This window comes from Terriglobus sp. TAA 43 (genome assembly GCF_000800015.1).
Lineage (GTDB): Bacteria > Acidobacteriota > Terriglobia > Terriglobales > Acidobacteriaceae > Terriglobus.
Genome location: NZ_JUGR01000001.1, coordinates 2,296,189 through 2,312,042, shown reverse-complemented (window position 1 = coordinate 2,312,042; position 15,854 = coordinate 2,296,189). Strand labels below are relative to the sequence as shown.

15 protein-coding genes are annotated in these 15,854 nt (G+C 55.8%); 12 read left to right on the top strand and 3 right to left on the bottom strand.

Translation table 11 applies throughout. From position 1 onward, the window contains the following. Nucleotides 1–110: 110 nt before the first annotated feature. From M504_RS09865 to M504_RS09830, 8 genes are all read left to right on the top strand, one after another. Nucleotides 111–833 (top strand): class I SAM-dependent methyltransferase, encoded by a 723-nt coding sequence (locus M504_RS09865; protein WP_047494346.1) that lies wholly within the window; start codon nucleotides 111–113, stop codon nucleotides 831–833. 173 nt (nucleotides 834–1,006) lie between these two features. Further along, nucleotides 1,007–2,254 carry an MFS transporter gene (locus tag M504_RS09860; RefSeq protein WP_047490689.1) on the top strand — a complete coding sequence of 416 codons (1,248 nt, stop codon included), beginning with the start codon at nucleotides 1,007–1,009 and terminating at the stop codon, nucleotides 2,252–2,254. 27 nt (nucleotides 2,255–2,281) lie between these two features. Continuing rightward, nucleotides 2,282–3,457, top strand: a complete 1,176-nt coding sequence (locus M504_RS09855; RefSeq protein WP_047490685.1) for a Gfo/Idh/MocA family protein — start codon at nucleotides 2,282–2,284, stop codon at nucleotides 3,455–3,457. A 3-nt stretch (nucleotides 3,458–3,460) separates the two neighbouring features. Next, the gene (locus tag M504_RS09850; RefSeq protein WP_047490684.1) at nucleotides 3,461–4,273 is read left to right on the top strand and encodes a sugar phosphate isomerase/epimerase; all 813 of its coding nucleotides are present in this window, start codon (nucleotides 3,461–3,463) and stop codon (nucleotides 4,271–4,273) included. A gap of 16 nt (nucleotides 4,274–4,289) precedes the next feature. Beyond that, nucleotides 4,290–5,666 (top strand): glycoside hydrolase family 88 protein, encoded by a 1,377-nt coding sequence (locus M504_RS09845; protein WP_047490682.1) that lies wholly within the window; start codon nucleotides 4,290–4,292, stop codon nucleotides 5,664–5,666. A 3-nt stretch (nucleotides 5,667–5,669) separates the two neighbouring features. Beyond that, nucleotides 5,670–6,470: a 3-ketoacyl-ACP reductase gene (locus tag M504_RS09840; protein WP_047490678.1), complete on the top strand. Its 801-nt coding sequence runs from the start codon at nucleotides 5,670–5,672 to the stop codon at nucleotides 6,468–6,470. A gap of 65 nt (nucleotides 6,471–6,535) precedes the next feature. Further along, a complete protein-coding gene (locus M504_RS09835) occupies nucleotides 6,536–7,309 on the top strand; it encodes an ABC transporter ATP-binding protein (RefSeq protein ID WP_047490675.1) in 774 nt (257 codons plus the stop codon). Continuing rightward, the gene (locus M504_RS09830) at nucleotides 7,297–8,907 is read left to right on the top strand and encodes a hypothetical protein (protein WP_047490672.1); all 1,611 of its coding nucleotides are present in this window, start codon (nucleotides 7,297–7,299) and stop codon (nucleotides 8,905–8,907) included. The genes M504_RS09835 and M504_RS09830 overlap by 13 nt, the downstream gene beginning before the upstream one ends. Nucleotides 8,908–8,925: 18 nt before the next feature. Here the strand turns inward: M504_RS09830 and M504_RS09825 are convergent, their stop codons facing one another. Continuing rightward, complete coding sequence (locus M504_RS09825) at nucleotides 8,926–11,049, bottom strand: prolyl oligopeptidase family protein (RefSeq protein WP_047490668.1); 2,124 nt, start codon at nucleotides 11,047–11,049, stop codon at nucleotides 8,926–8,928. A gap of 65 nt (nucleotides 11,050–11,114) precedes the next feature. Here M504_RS09825 and M504_RS09820 point away from each other — a divergent pair, with 65 nt between their 5' ends. Together M504_RS09820 and M504_RS09815 are read left to right on the top strand one after the other, a co-directional pair. After that, complete coding sequence (locus M504_RS09820; RefSeq protein WP_047490665.1) at nucleotides 11,115–12,125, top strand: VWA domain-containing protein; 1,011 nt, start codon at nucleotides 11,115–11,117, stop codon at nucleotides 12,123–12,125. Between the two features lie 100 nt (nucleotides 12,126–12,225). Continuing rightward, nucleotides 12,226–12,912: an Ig-like domain-containing protein gene (locus M504_RS09815; protein WP_047490663.1), complete on the top strand. Its 687-nt coding sequence runs from the start codon at nucleotides 12,226–12,228 to the stop codon at nucleotides 12,910–12,912. A 5-nt stretch (nucleotides 12,913–12,917) separates the two neighbouring features. On the opposite strand, the gene M504_RS09810 is transcribed toward M504_RS09815, so the two are convergent. After that, a complete protein-coding gene (locus M504_RS09810) occupies nucleotides 12,918–13,211 on the bottom strand; it encodes a hypothetical protein (RefSeq protein ID WP_047490659.1) in 294 nt (97 codons plus the stop codon). 232 nt (nucleotides 13,212–13,443) lie between these two features. Between M504_RS09810 and M504_RS09805 the strand changes: the two genes are divergently transcribed. Together M504_RS09805 and M504_RS09800 are read left to right on the top strand one after the other, a co-directional pair. After that, complete coding sequence (locus M504_RS09805) at nucleotides 13,444–13,800, top strand: glycine zipper domain-containing protein (RefSeq protein WP_047490656.1); 357 nt, start codon at nucleotides 13,444–13,446, stop codon at nucleotides 13,798–13,800. Between the two features lie 80 nt (nucleotides 13,801–13,880). Beyond that, a complete protein-coding gene (locus tag M504_RS09800; RefSeq protein WP_156993670.1) occupies nucleotides 13,881–14,960 on the top strand; it encodes a DUF3298 domain-containing protein in 1,080 nt (359 codons plus the stop codon). Nucleotides 14,961–15,027: 67 nt separating this feature from the next. Here the strand turns inward: M504_RS09800 and M504_RS09795 are convergent, their stop codons facing one another. Continuing rightward, nucleotides 15,028–15,699, bottom strand: coding sequence for a DUF882 domain-containing protein (locus M504_RS09795; RefSeq protein ID WP_052200595.1), 672 nt, complete (start codon nucleotides 15,697–15,699; stop codon nucleotides 15,028–15,030). Nucleotides 15,700–15,854: the final 155 nt, after the last annotated feature.

Here is a 15,854-nt window from a genome sequence, read left to right as displayed (position 1 = left end):
TTCGCTAAATACAAAGGGCAATGCCGCATTGGCATTGCCCTTTTGTGTTGGCAGAAGATCTTGCCGCACGGGTTAACTTCCGCTATGCGGGATTGCTACACTCGCCAAGAATGATTCCCGTGAAACGCAAACGCCGCAAGGGTCCCACGCCACGTCATCCGTTTGATCTTGAGCACGGAACGGATACGGGCAACCTCATCCCCGGCGAGGATCTGGAAACCGGCCACGCGCATGACCGGCACATCACGGCGTATCACGCTGTGGCGCCGTCGTTGTTTCGCAAGCTGATGACGCGCTGGCAGACATTCACACAGCATCCCGTGGAACGAACCGCTTTCGTCGATATTGGCGCGGGCAAAGGGCGCGCGATGTTGCTGGCCGCAGAAATGCCGTTTCGCCGCATCGTCGGTGTGGAGTTGCATCCGGCGCTTGCCGCGGCAGCGCGCAGCAATATGGAGACGTGGCAGTCCGCACATGACACGCCGCCGATGCGGTTGGAAGAGGCAGATGTCATGCGGCTTCGTATGCCCGCTGGTCCATGCCTGTTGTTTCTGTTCAATCCGTTTGACATGGTGCTGATGGATCGCCTGTTGGATCGGCTACAGAAGATCTTCCGCGATCGTCCCGGCGAGTTAGATCTGCTGTACGTAAACGACGAGCAGCGCGAACTAATGTTGGACTATCACAAGGATTTTCGAGAGTTGTGGCACGGCCGCATCCATCATTCGCGGGAGGACCGCGTCGCGGATAAGGCGATCATCGAGCACGATGCGGGCGATATGTACGTCACCACGGGCTACGAGGACTGTGGCATCTGGCGGCTGGAAACTTAGAATTCTGCCGGAAAAAGAAAATCCGCAGGGCTAGCCTGTCCTACAGGTTTTTGGCTAGTATGGGAGCGCCGATTGGAAGCGCTTCCACCCCACAGCGAATTTTCAAGGCCAATGTCGAATTCTGAGCGTCAGCACAGCCGTCGCAAAAGGTTCAAAACCGGGAGAGCAGCAGAGTGGCCACAGAGCGCGAATCGAAGATTTTTTACGGCTGGTGGATTGTGGTGGCCGCCTTCCTGAACCTGTTCTTTGCCGTGGGCATCATCTTCTACGGCTTCCCTGTGTTCTACCCGTCGTTTGTATCCGCGCTTGGTTTCAATCGCACACAAGTGACGCAAGGCTTCTTCCTGGGCTTCCTGACGATCGGCCTGCCAACGGGGCTTGTCACGGGCATTCTTATCGACAAGATCGGTGCACGCTGGGTCATCTTCGCAGGCGCATTGCTGACAGGCGGATCTCTCATCCTGATGGGCTTTATGCATCAGTTCTGGGAATACCAGGTGCTGTGCGTTCTCGAAGTCATCGGCTATGTGCTGGCTGGCCCCATCTCCAATCAGGTGTTGATTGCACAGTGGTTTCGCGAACGGCGCGGACGCGCCATGGGGCTTGCGTATCTCGGCTTGGGACTCGGTGGAACTGTCGCGCCTCCAGTGATCAACATGCTGATTCGCGATTACGGTTGGCGCAACTCCATCATCGCCGTTGGCGCGTCCATCATCGTAGTGCTCTTTCCGGTGGCCATCTTTCTTACGCGTTCCATGCCGCATGAAATGGGCCTGAATCCAGATGGAGCACCCGGTCCATTGGTAAGGCATACAGCTGCTAGTAACTCTGTGTTCGGCATCATCGGCGCAGCATTGCGTGATCGCAATTTCTGGCTGATTGTCATCGGTTCATCGCTGGTGATTGGCGCGATGAATGCGGTAATTCAGCACTTCATCCTGTTCCTTAAGAGCATCGGTTACGACGCCGCAACTGCGTCGCGTTTCCTCTCGTTGCTGCTGGCGGCAAGCCTGGGCGGGCGCGTCATTGTTGGCTACATCGCGGACCGCTTCCGCAAGAAGAACATCATGGCCATCTTCTACTTCCTGCTTGGAGCGGCGATTCCGTTGTTGTTCCTTGCAAAGCAGCCTGTCGCAGCAGCAGTGTTTGCGATTCTCTTTGGCTTCGCCATGGGCGCGGATTACATGCTGATCCCGCTGGTTACAGCAGAATGTTTTGGCTTGGCTTCGTTGGGCAAGCTGCTCGCGCTGATCATCGTTGCGTATTCGATTGGTCAGTGGGCAGGACCCTATATCGCAGGTCGCATCTATGATGCGCACCACAGTTATGATTTGGCGTGGCAAGTGATGGCTTCCGCAGGCGTGCTTGGTTCGCTGGCAATCTATGCAATCGTAAAACGGCCTGACCACGCTCAGGCTTAATCCGAAATTCAACTGTAAGAGGACCACATGGCAGAGAAGCGCGTAGGCATCATCATGAACGGCGTCACCGGACGCATGGGTTTGAATCAGCATCTGATCCGCTCCATCCTCGCCATTCGGCAACAGGGTGGTGTGGCCATCGGCAAGGGCGACACGATCATGCCCGATCCCATCCTTGTTGGCCGCAATGAAGCAAAGCTGAAACAGATTGCGGACGCACATGGCCTCACGCGCTACACCACCGATCTTGCGCGCGCGCTCGGTGACAAGAACGACACGGTCTACTTCGATGCTGGTACCACGGGCCTGCGTGAGCAGTTTGTCTCGCAGGCCATTGATGCAGGCAAGGATGTGTATTGCGAAAAGCCGCTGTCCACCAGCGTGGAATCATCGTTGCGCCTCGCGAAGAAGGCAGCGCAGGCAGGTGTAAAGCAGGGCATTGTGCAGGACAAACTCTTTCTGCCCGGCATTCGCAAGCTCAAGCGTTTGATTGATTCGGGCTTCTTCGGCCGCATTCTTTCGGTTCGTGGCGAGTTCGGCTACTGGGTATTTGAAGGCGATTGGGGCGGCCAGCCTGCGCAGCGTCCTTCGTGGAATTACCGCAAGGAAGACGATGGCGGCATCATCCTGGATATGTTCTGCCACTGGCGTTACGTGCTTGATCACACCTTCGGCAATGTGGAATCCGTTTCCTGCACAGGCAAAACGCATATCCCGACGCGCGTGGACGAAGATGGCAAAACCTACGATGCAACCGCAGATGACGCCGCATACGGTTCGTTTGAACTTGCAGGTGACATCTTCGCGCAGATCAATTCGTCGTGGACCACGCGTGTCTATCGTGATGAGTTGTTCAACCTGCACGTCGATGGAACGGAAGGAAGCGCTATTGCAGGTCTCCGCGATTGCAAGACACAGCACCGAGTGAACACACCGCGTCCCACGTGGAATCCTGATCTTCCCAATCCGTTCCAGTTCCGCGAACACTGGCAGGAAGTTCCCGACAACACCGTGTACGAGAATGCGTTCAAGGTGCAGTGGGAGATGTTCCTGAAGCACGTCGTTATCGACACGCCTTTCCCGCATACGTTTGTGGATGGCGCACGCGGCGTGCAGCTTGCGGAACTTGGACTGCAGTCGTGGGCAGAGCGTCGTTGGCTGGACGTTCCCGTGATCAACGACGCAGAAGTGCTGAAGGCATAGGCCATGGCAGACCTGCAGAGACTAAGCCTGAATCAGGCGACGGTGCAGAACTGGAGTGTGCAACAGGCGGTAGAAGGATGTGTGCGTCACGGCATCCCTTCCATCGCACTGTGGCGACACAAGATTGCAGAGACTGGTCTGGACGCATCTGTGAAGCATGTGCGCGATGCCGGTCTGCATGTATCCAGCGTGTGTCGCGGCGGCATGTTTGTTGCGCCCACAGCAGAAGAGCGCCGCGAACGTATCGCCGACAACTTCCGTGCTGTCGATGAAGCCGCGGCGCTCCAGGCTGATTCACTGGTGATGGTGGTCGGTGCATCACAGCAGGTCGCAATCGCAGATGCGCGCAAGATGGTGAGCGATGGTCTCGCAGAGCTCGTTCCGTATGCGCGCAAACACGGCGTCAAAATTGGTCTGGAACCGCTGCATCCCATGTACGCGGGCGATCGCTCTGTGTTGAACACAATCGATCAGTCGCTCGCAATGGCGTCTCCGTATTCTGCAGATGAAGTTGGTTTGATTCTGGACACATTCCACTTCTGGTGGGACCCATATGCGTACGACCAAATCAAACGCGCCGCAGGACGCATCTTCGGTTTCCATGTGTGCGATTGGATTGTGCCCATGCCAGACATGCTGCTGGGCCGCGGCATGATGGGTGATGGCGCCATTGATAATCACGGCTTCCGCATGGCAGTGGAAGCTGCAGGATACAACGGCCCCATTGAAGTAGAAATTTTTAACCAGGCGCTATGGGATAGCGATGGTGACCACGTGCTGGCAACCGTGGTGGAACGATTTACGAAACTCGTGTAGCTGAAGGATCACGACGATGAAAGTTGAACGTCAGAGAACACCGCAGGAACTTGCCCCTGCAGTCACGCGGCTATTTGAGCTTGCTTCAGATAAGACAAAGCGCATCGCAGCGCGCTGGCAGGTAAGCATGGGCGCGCCTGTCGTGACGCGCGCCGGTGAGTATGCGGGTCGTAACTGGACACAGTGGACGCAGGGTTTTGCATATGGCAACGCCATCCTCTGCTACGACATCACCCGCGATGCGAAGCTACTGCAGATTGGCCGCGACAACACGCTGCAACACATGGCGGAACACATCACGCACATCGGCGTGCATGACCACGGCTTTAACAATCTTTCCACGTATGGCCAACTCCGTCGCCTGATGCAGGAAGGCATCATCCCACAGAACGAATGGGAGATGAACTTCTACGAGCTCGCATTGAAGAGCAGTGGCGCAGTGCAGGCTGCACGTTGGACAGATCTTCCAGATGGCGAAGGTTTCATCCATTCATTCAATGGATCGCACTCGCTATTCATTGACACCATGCGCACCATCCGCATCTGCGGCGTGGCCCACACGCTGGGACATACTTTGCTCGGTGAGCAGGATCGCAGCATCTCCCTGCTGGAGCGTTTGCTCACACACGCGAAGACATCCTCGCGCTTCAATATCTATTACGGTGAAGGACGCGATAGTTACGACACACCGGAACTGCGCGGGCGCACCGTGCATGAAGCGGTATTCAACCCCAAGAGCGGAACCTTCCGTTGCCCATCAACACAGCAAGGCTACTCCGCATTCACCACATGGACGCGTGGTCTTGCATGGGCCATGCTTGGATATACGGAAGAGCTTGAGTTTCTCGCAACTCTCCCTGAGAGTGACTTCACTGCTATCGGTGAAAGCAAAGCCGATGCACTTGCATTGATGAAGAAAGCTGCGCGAGCCACTTGTGACTTCTACATACACCAAGGCACTGCAAGCGACGGCATCTGCTATTGGGACACTGGCGCAGTACAGATGCACAAGCTCGGCGATTGGATGAGCCGTCCTGCAGATCCGTTCAATGACTACGAACCCGTGGATTCTTCTGCAAGCGCGATCGCTGCGCAAGGTTTGCTCCGTTTGGGACGTGCATTGGGTAAGGGCGGAGAGACATACTTCCAGGCTGGTCTGGCTGTTGCAGATGCGTTGCTGCAGGAGCCTTATCTTTCCACCAGCCCCGCGCATGAAGGTATCTTGTTGCACAGTATCTATCACCGGCCGAATGGTTGGGATTACACGCCGCCCGGCGCGAAAATCCCGCAAGGCGAATCGAGCATGTGGGGCGACTATCACATGCTGGAACTGGGCCTGCTGTTGCATCGCCTGGGCCAGGGCAAGTACTACACCTTCTTCGACGCGGAGTAAGCGATGACAGATCCAGCAGAAAACAGGGGGCGCGTTGCACTGGTAACGGGTGGCGGACGCGGCATCGGCTTTGGTATCGCGAAGCAACTCGCAGTCAGTGGATTCGATATCGTGATCACCGGACGCCGCGACAAGAGCGACGTTGCGGATGCCATTACTGCATTGGAAGAATCGCGTGCAAATGCTTCTCAGAAGATCGAATACACAGCTGCCGATGTAAGCAGTGCAGAAGCTCGTGAAGCTTTAGTCCGTTTTGTAAAAGACCATTTCGGCCGCATCGATGTGCTGGTGAACAACGCGGGAATCGCACCGCGTGTCCGCGCCGATCTTCTGGAAGCAACGGAAGAAAGCTTTGATGAACTGATCTCCACCAATCTAAAAGGCCCGTATTTCCTGACACAGGCCATTGCGAAGTGGATGGTGCAGTTACAGGAAAACAGGCGTGAGCGGCGCACGATTGTGAATGTCAGTTCTGTCTCTGCCTTTGTCGCCAGCATCAATCGCGGCGACTACTGCATTAGCAAAGCGGGCATCGCCATGGCCACAAAGCTGTGGGCATCACGGCTCACACAGCACGGCATCGGCGTCTTTGAAGTACAGCCGGGCGTTATTGCAACGGACATGACCGCTGGCGTTAAGGGCAAGTACGACGCTCTGATGGAAACCGACCTGCTGTTGGACAAGCGGTGGGGCACGCCGGAAGATGTCGGCACCGCCGTAGCCATGTTGGCAAACGGTAGTCTCCCATACGCACCTGGCGCGACGCTCGTTCTGGATGGCGGCATGACCTTGCCCAGGTTGTAATTTGTCGTACTGAAATCGCTAGAAAAATCTGTGCGAATGGCCCGCTCATCGCTATCATCAGGCGCATGCCTGACATTGCGGTGCAGACGTTTGGACTGACTCGTCGCTTTGACGAGACGGTTGCCGTGCGCGACGTGAACCTTTCGGTGGAAGCGGGACGCTTCTTCGGCTTTCTGGGCCCAAACGGTGCAGGGAAGTCCACCACTATCAAGATGCTAACCGGCCTCCTCGCTCCTTCCGAAGGTCGAGTAGTGATCGCCGGGATGGACATGGCATCACATTCTTTGGAAGCGAAGCGGCTCATCGGCGTAGTGCCGGAAGGCATGGCACTGATGGGACGCCTTACCGGCTTTGAGTATCTGCGCTTCGTCGGTCGTATGTATGGCCTGACACGTGGGCAGGCGGAAGAACGTGCTCAGGAGTTGCTCCAGTTCATGGACCTTGCCTCTGCACCACGCAAACTGGTAGCAGATTATTCGCATGGCATGCAGCGTAAACTCGCGCTCGCCGCAGCGGTCATTCACACTCCACGCATTCTCTTTCTCGACGAGCCATTCGAAGGCGTGGATGCTATCGCCGCGGGAACGCTGAAAAGAATGCTGCAACGCATGACGGAGCGTGGTGTCACCATCTTTCTTACAACGCATGTGTTGGAGATCGTGGAGGCACTTTGCTCACACGTTGCCATCATTGATAAAGGTTCGCTAGTAGCCCAGGGATCTCTTGAGGAATTGCGCGCCGGTGTGGCGCATGAAGGCGAACGTCTGACGTTGGAGCAGATCTTTCTGCGTGTGGTGGGCGAGCGCGAAAATATGCAGGAGCTGTCATGGCTGGCCTGAACGATCTTTCGTTGCCACGCGAGCGTGATCAGCTTGCAGCTTTGTTTGAGATGCGGTGGCGTCTCTTCGTTCGCAACATGACGCGCGACGAAGCCAAGGTCTCCTTCGTCTTGTGGCTCACCGGTCGTCTGATGGTTTTTCTGTTTTCAGTTGGATTGGGTGTTATCGCATCCTTTGTTCTGTACTTCATGCAGTCGCGTGGACAGGTACTTTCACCTGCATTCCATGTCGTGTTTGTCGGGTGGCAGTTGATGAACCTCTTTCGCGGCTCGCTGCCACAGGGAGCAGAGGCAGAACTCTACCGTTTTCCTCTGCGCTTCCGTACATATGTTCTTCTGTGGCTCTCGGCGGGCGCGTTTGAAGGGCTCACACTCATGGGCTCATGGATCTGCCTGGGGATGTTTGTTGGCATCCTCGCGGGGGGTGGTAATGTGCTGCGCAGCATCATTGTGATGCTGCTGTTTTATGCACTGAATCTATTCATGACGCGAGCTGTCTTTCTGTGGCTCGGTCGTATGCTTGCCAGCCGTCGCGCCCGCGACATCGTTCTCATCCTGTCGTCGCTGCTGAGTATTGGACCGCAGCTTATGCGCATGCAACACGAACGCGTCGCCGGATGGATGCGAAAGATCGCGTTGCCGCCATGGTTTACGCAAGCACTGCACGTAACTCCCGGATATCTTGCAGCTAAAGCCTTGCAGCCTGCGTATGGCATGTCCCTGTTGCTGCTGTTGGGGTGGACTGCCGCTACTGCAGGTGTGCTCTTGTTCGGACTTCATCGTGCATTCCTAGGTGAAGAATCCCACGAGTTTCGCGCGGCAGCATCGGATTCCATTGCTACACGCAAGCAGAGAGGTGATCAACGCGATGGGCCGTTGGTCAGTGCTATTGCAGCCTGCGAATGGGACAAGCTGCGCCATGGTGGCGCTGCCATCTATGCTTCTCTTTCGCCACTGCTGTATCTCGTATTCTTCGGCTTACGACTGGCGCGCGGCCCTCTGGGTACATGGATTGTGCCGATTGCAGCAGGTTATCTCGCTCTGTCCTTACGATCTGTAAATGTATTTGGACAAGACGGACCGGGAGTACAGACCTATCTATTAGCGCCTGTTCCACTGCGTACCATCCTGCTTGGTAAGAACCTGTTTGCGGCGATGGTCTACATCGCGCAGGTCTTACTTGGGTCAGCTATATTGATGTTGGTAACGCATAGCACCGGCATTGCGCCTTTGGTGTTTACTGCACTGTGGATGGTGGCCTATGCCTGTGCCGCGTTCACTCTAGGAAATCAGCGTTCACTGAAGCGACCGATGCTTGTCCCAACAGGCAAGGTTACGCTGCGTGACGTGCGTCAAGCACGTCGCAGCGGCGGCGGTGGAGGCTGGATGAACCTGTTGCTGATCTTTGGCGGTGCCGCTGTTGGAGGCGCTGCTATCGCGCTGAGTTTCTGGTTGCACATGCCAGTGTTGGCGCCCCTCATCATGCTGCCCTGTGCCATTGCCAGCGTGATCGTCTACAGTAAGAGCCTTCGAAGTTCGGCATATAACGGCGACATTCTTGAGGCAGAAGCACTGATGAATGTCGCACGCACTGCATGAACCTGGCGTCGAACGCGATTATTCGACACCAAGCTCGCGCAGGAAGAATGCCTGGATATCTGCTTCCACATCCAGTCGTTTTGAAAGGGGCATACCGCCACCGTGGCCTGCTCGCGTTTCAATGCGGATGAGTACAGGTGCGGGCCCTGCTTGGTCCTTCTGCATCTGCGCTGCGAATTTGAAGCTGTGTGCAGGAAACACGCGATCATCATGATCAGCAGTGAAGATGAGCGTGGACGGATACTTCGTCCCAGCCTTCAGGTTATGCAGCGGCGAGTACTTGTAGATTGCGTGAAACTCTGCTGCGTTCTCGCTGGGAGAACCATAGTCGGCTTTCCATCCCCAGCCTACGGTGAACTTATCGAAACGAAGCATATCCATCACGCCAACTCCTGCCGCAACTGCGCCAAATAGATCTGGACGTTGTGTAATCATCGCGCCCATCAGCAGGCCGCCATTTGATTCACCGCGAATGGCAAGCTTCTTCGATGATGTGTATTTGTTGGCGATCAGCCATTCCGCGCTGGCAATGAAGTCGTCAAATACGTTCTGCTTGTTCAACTTCATGCCTGCCTTATGCCAGGCTTCTCCGTATTCACCGCCTCCACGCAGGCATGCCAACGCATACACGCCACCGTGTTCCAGCCATGGAATTAGGGTGGCAGAGAAGTAGGGCGATAAGGAAACATTGAAGCCGCCATAGGCATAAAGCAGCGTCGGATTATTGCCGTCCAGTTTCAGGCCTTTCTTATAGGTCAGAAAGACAGGAACCTTTGTGCCGTCTTTGGATGTAACAAATATTTCCTTCGATTCGTACTGTGTGCGATCGAACGCAACCTTCGGTTCGCGATACACCGTGGACTGCAATGTCTTCATGTCGAGCCGGAAGATTACATTCGGCGTGGTGAAGTTTGCGAAGCTGTAGAAGGTTTCTTCATCGTCACGCTCGCCACCGAATCCCGAAGCGGTTCCAATACCCGGCAAAGCAAGTGCGTGTAAGTGCTTGCCTTTCTCGTCGAACAACTCGACCTGCGTGTGTGCATCCTGCAGATACTCCGCAATCAGCGTGCGATGCACAAGCGACACGCTATCCAGCTTGCTCTTCGCTTCAGGGATGACAGTGGTCCAGTGCTCGCGTTCCGGCTGCTTCAAATCAATGGCAATCACCTTGCCGTTGCTTGCATTCAGTGTCGTGTACAGCCACAGATGCGATCCATCATTGCCAATCGGTGAGTAAGTCGCATCGGCGTTCGAAATCAGGCGTTGAACCTTCGCATGCGGATCGGTCAGGTCAAGCACTGCAAGTTCATTGTTCGGACTGGTGCCTTGTTGCTGCGTAATGAGGAGATACTTCCCATCATCCGTAATACCGCCGAAGATATAGATTTCTTTGTTATCCGGACGTTCGAAGATCACAGGGTCGCTCTTCTGCGGCGTGCCCAGCTTATGAAAAAAGACCTTCATGCTGAAGTTCGCAGCTTTCAGTACATCGCCATCCGGAGGCGCATCGTAGCCGCTGTAATAGAAACCACTGCCATCCAGCAGCCACGCTGCGCCGCCAAACTTTGTCCACTGGATCACATCGGGAAGGTCTTTGCCTGTCGTCACATCGCGGACAATGATCTTCTGCCAATCGCTCCCAGCTTCACTCAGTGCAATGGCAGCAAACCGGCCATCATGGGTAACGGAGAGTGAGCCAATCGCCATGGTGCCATCGGCAAGATAGGTGTTGGGATCGATTAATTCACGCGGTTCGCCGCTCAGGCCCTCCGTCCAGTAGACGACCGCCTGGTTCTGCAATCCGCTGTTACGCGAATAGAAATAACGACTGCCCCGCTTCTGCGGCATGGAGAAGCGCTCGTAGTTCGCCAGATCCATCATCCGTTTGTGAATGCCGTCACGGAACGTTAGCGGCTTGAAGTAAGCAGCGGTGACTTCGTTCTCTGCATCGACCCACGCCTTAGTCTCTGGCGAATCCAGATCTTCCATCCAGCGATACGGGTCGCTGACCTTGGTGCCAAAATAATCGTCAACCTGCGGAACGGTATGCGGTGTGGGATAGTGCAAGGCGGTGGTGCTCCTGGGTGTCTGTGCGGTGGACATGCTGGCGGCCAGCAGAATTGCAGCAAAGTGCCGATACATGTACAACTCCGTCACGTGAAAATTTACGGCTCGCCAACTGAGTGTAACGCCGTCACAATAGCAACATGAGTTTGCGAGGATGGGTCTGCGGTCTTCTGGTAGCGATTGGTGGCGTTCTGCATGCACAGCAGCAGGCTACGCCGCCCGCAACCCCAGATCAGCCGTACACCCTGCAGACCAGCGCCAAGATCGTGCTGGTGCCCACCACCGTCAGCCTGAAGAGTCAGATTATCTATGGCCTGAAGGCAAACCAGTTTCACATTACAGACAACGGAGTGGATCAGCCCGTAACGCTGGATGAAGATGCGGATTCGCTAGGGCTATCCCTCGTCGTCGCGGTGCAGTGTTCGCGCATGGCCATCATGGAGTATGAGAAGCTTCAAGGTCTTCCAGAATTGCTGGAGAACCTTGTAGGCGGTGGCAAGCGGGAAGTTGCACTGGTCCGATACGGGAGCCATCCGGAATTGGTACAGCCCTTCACGCGTTCCTGGGCAAAGATCGACGCGGCCATGCAAAAGCTAGGTCCATGCGAAGACGACAAGAACGCCACACGCGATGCCGTCAGCTACGCAAGTTCGATTCTTGAGAATCGTGACAGCCACAACCGGCATGCGGTGCTGTTGATTGGTGAAGAACGCGACCACGGCTCCACCGTGAAAGAGGCGGAGCTCATCGCACAGCTTGGACGCAGCAACACCGTGGTGGACTCGGTCGCATACTCGCCTGGCACAAACGAATTGCGTGATGAAGCAACGCGCTTTCGCGGTGGCTCCGGCCCGATTGGTCTGTTGCTAATGGCCGTTCAGGCGATGAAGAAGAACACGGCCAAATGGCTCACGGTACAGTCTGGCGGCGACTACTTCGGCTTTCACAACCGTAATGGTTTCGATGAGAGCCTGACCCGGCTTAGCAATCGTGTACACAACTACTACCTGTTAAGTTTCCCGGTTCCCAAAGGCGCGGAAGACGGACTGCATGAGATTCGAGTCAGCGTCCCCGAGTATCCGAAGGCTGATATCCGCGCGCGTCGGAACTACTATGCGGGTTCCACACCTCCGCCGGATGTAGAAAAATAATGGAGTGCGATCTGGTGCTTCAACAAGTAGCCGAATACGGTATCGATCGCGTCCAATGAGCACGAGGCCACTTTTGTTCCCTGCGGATGCCTCTGGAGAAATGCTTTTGCAATCGTGGATTCGTGCCATTGCGGCGCTGGCTGTGACTGTGGGCTGTTTTTCGCTCACGGGTTGCAGTGGTTTTTTCTTTGGCACCGGCGTCACCGTCACGTTGACGCCTTCTGCAACCAACGCCGTCTCTGGCACTAGCATCACGCTCACGTCTACTGTGGCGGCTGCTGACCCGGCAGCGCAGAAATCGCAGGGAACTCCTGCGGGAAGCGTCGACTTCTATGACGGCAGCACGGACCTGGGAACAGGAACACTTAACAGCGGAACCGCTACCCTTGCGGTAACTACGTTGGCCGTGGGTACTCACACGGTATACGCAATGTTTGATGGTTCGTCGTCTTATAACCAAGGCACATCGCCGAGCAAGACCATCACCATCACCTCCAGCGGCAGCAGCCTTACGGCTACGTCGACGACTCTTAGCCTTTCCGCAAGCAGCATCGCAACCGGAGGCTCAGTGACCATGTCGGCAACCGTGTCTCCCACCGCGGCTTCGGGCAGCGTTAATTTTTACAACGGCTCCACGCTGTTGGGTTCTGGCACGTTGGCCAGCGGAACGGCAAGTTTCACAACAACGGCATTGCCCACAGGAAGCGACTCGATCACGGCCACCTATGAAGGTGACACGACGTACGCTTCCAGCACTTCAAGCGCCGTCACCGTAACGGTGAACTAAGTGAACTAAATGCGTTTTACGATCTTGGTGTGTCTGCGGAGATACCAGCAGGGTGGCAGCCATCCGTTGGATGTGAGCGGAGGCAAGACGCTGCGTGCGCATGTGATGGTGATGTCGCCGTCAAAGTAATACTCTTCCTTGTTGCGCTTCAACTGCGCAGCACTTACCTGCGTGACAGTGACTTCATCCATGCCATTGCCGCTCGCCACACGGATGCGCCATACGATCCAATCCGCACCGGCCACGACGCACACAATCAATAATGCCAACGCCGCAACGCGAAGAATTAAGCGGGCCACGCAAACCGTCCTTTCTCTGCATGTGTAGTCATACATCACGCAGTGGTCGCGATGCTATGTGCGTGTGTGGGGATGCATGGTGATACGTGCCAACAAAGACGCTTTATGACAGTACGAAAACCCTCAGCCCATGGAACTTACGACACAGAGAAAACCTAAAAAAGACTACCGCATCTATTCGTCTGGTAAATAACGAGGCTGCCCACAGAGAACGGCGGCGGAGGATACGAAGATGAATACTTTCGGAAAGAAAGTCTCGGGTCTGGTTCTGGGCGGTGTAATGGTGCTGGGTACGGCGGCTCCTTTAGTGGTGTCGCAGAATGCAAATGCACAACATCACGATTCGCGTTATTACTATCGCGACAGCCACGGAAACTGGCATAAACGTCACAGCGGCATTGGCACCGGCAAAGGTGCATTGATCGGCGGTGGCGCCGGTGCGGGCATTGGCGCATTGGCAGGTGGCGGTAAGGGCGCGCTGATCGGTGGTGCTCTGGGTGCGGGCGGCGGTGCCCTGCTGGGGCACGCAAATGAAGAAAAGCGCCATAGAGATGAAGCGCGTTACGATTCTTACGGCCGTCGCTACTAAACAAGCGTTTGTCGAACGGACGCCGTCCTGATTGTCGGGACGGCGTTTTCGTTTTTTCGTAGACTTGCATCTCAAACGATATGCGGAGAAACGTCTGGACAGCGCTGCTCCTGTGCAGCGCAATCGGTTGTGTCACAGCACACGCAGCCAGCTTTGATTGCACAAAAGCAAAGCGCCCCGTGGAGCGCGCCATCTGCAGCGATCCCAAATTGAGTGCTGCAGATTCGGCAATGGGCATTTCCTATCGCGATGATCTTTCGCGCTTGTCTTCCAACAGTGTTGGCTTGCTGCGTGTGGATCAGGTGCAATGGCTTGCCTATGTGCAAGAAGTCTGTCGCGTAAATGAACCTGCGATAACGCGAGCTAACGCGGTTTCCTGTTTGAAGCCGTTGTATGACGCGCGCATAAAACAGTTGCGCGGTGCCGTGGGTGTGCGCGATGGTGTCGCATTTCTCACCCGCACCCAATTCCTTGCAGAAGCGGATGTGGAAGGCAGCAACCCGAACATGCCAGGAGGGGAACATCCCGGCTACGGTACGCTGCAAGCGACATGGCCCGCAGCAGACACGGACGCAGAAGAGTGGATTGCGTGGAGCGCTGCTGTCGAGGCTCACATGCTGAAGACGGCAGGCGCAGGTCACGTACAAGAACTGGTCAACGGGACAAAACGAACGTTGCCGAAGACATGGGATGACGCGATGGCCGCGGGCGCGGATTCGCAGATCAAAGGCGTATTGCGCAGCGTGGAACATGATCGCGTGACAACCGTTGTTACGGCCTTTGGTATGGGCCATGGCGCAGCGCATCCTTACGAAACTTCCGAGACTCTGACCTGGTTGTTAAAGGAAAAACGAGCGTTGCGCGCAGAGGATGTATTTGGCAACTCGGCATGGAAGCGTCAGCTGGGAGAAATGGCCTGGACTGATCTCAGTGCACGGAACAAGAAGGAGAAGTTTCTTTACGAGAACATTGATGGTCCTCAGGTGAAAGCGTTACAGGACGTGCTGAGCGATGTGACCAACTGGACGCTCGAAGCCGATGGCTTGCACATCAGCTATCCCGACTACACCATTGCGCCAAGACTGTTTCATCCTGAAGATACGGTGTTGTCGTGGACGCAGTTGAAGCCGCTGCTGGCAAAGGGATTCGTTACGCCTTAAGACCCTTGCCTTCACAAACAGCAGAGGCGGCCATCTGGCCGCCTCTGCTACGTGATGCGAAGTGTCGTTAAGCGCGACGGCTGCGATGCGAACCCTTACGCGAAGCGGTCTGTAGCGAGCGGCCACCAAATTGCCATTGGCGTACCGGACCCACATCTACGTGGACGAACTGGCTGGTGGGGTAATAACCCACGCCGCCCATGCCAAGTGACAGAGCTGCATTGCGCAGGGCCAGCGTGCTGACGCCGGGAATCCGAATATCAATCGCCTTGGACAGCATGTGCTGCGAATGCTCTGCCACGCCCGTTGAAGCCGAACGCGTACGCAGGAAGTTGTTAGACCACGGTGTGCGGTACCCGCAGACAATGTCGATCGTTGCCTCTGGCTTGCCCAGCTTCACCAGAAGTGCGTGCAGTAGATCAAACTCGCGCGGGTCGTAGTCAGCGGTGTCCTGCGTACGGTGGTCGCGAAGAAAGTGGTTCAGCTTCGCAATGCCGCCCAGGTCATACTCTCCGTCGGTCTTGTATTCCACGTCGATGTTCTCTCCTGTGTGCAGGTGGTGCATCCGCAGGTGGAACGCTTCAGCCAGTGTGGGCTTTGCCGTAGCCGTCTTGGTGACGGGCGTTACAGGAACTTCTTCCGCGGCGCTAACTGCACGTGCGCCTGCGGCAATTCCAAGTGTCGAGAGAGTTGTGAAGGCAATAGCAAGCGTACGACTGGTGCGCGAAGAAAGGTTCAAGCGAAAGGGCTCCGGTCCGGAAATTGATAAAGCGTCGTGCCTGAGCGGGGACTTCCATTTCGCGACCTGCAAATGGCATTCTCCGATGCCGATTTGTCCGCTCCAGATGCGCTACTTATTTATTTTACCCGATTCGAAGGGCAACGTTGCGGGGC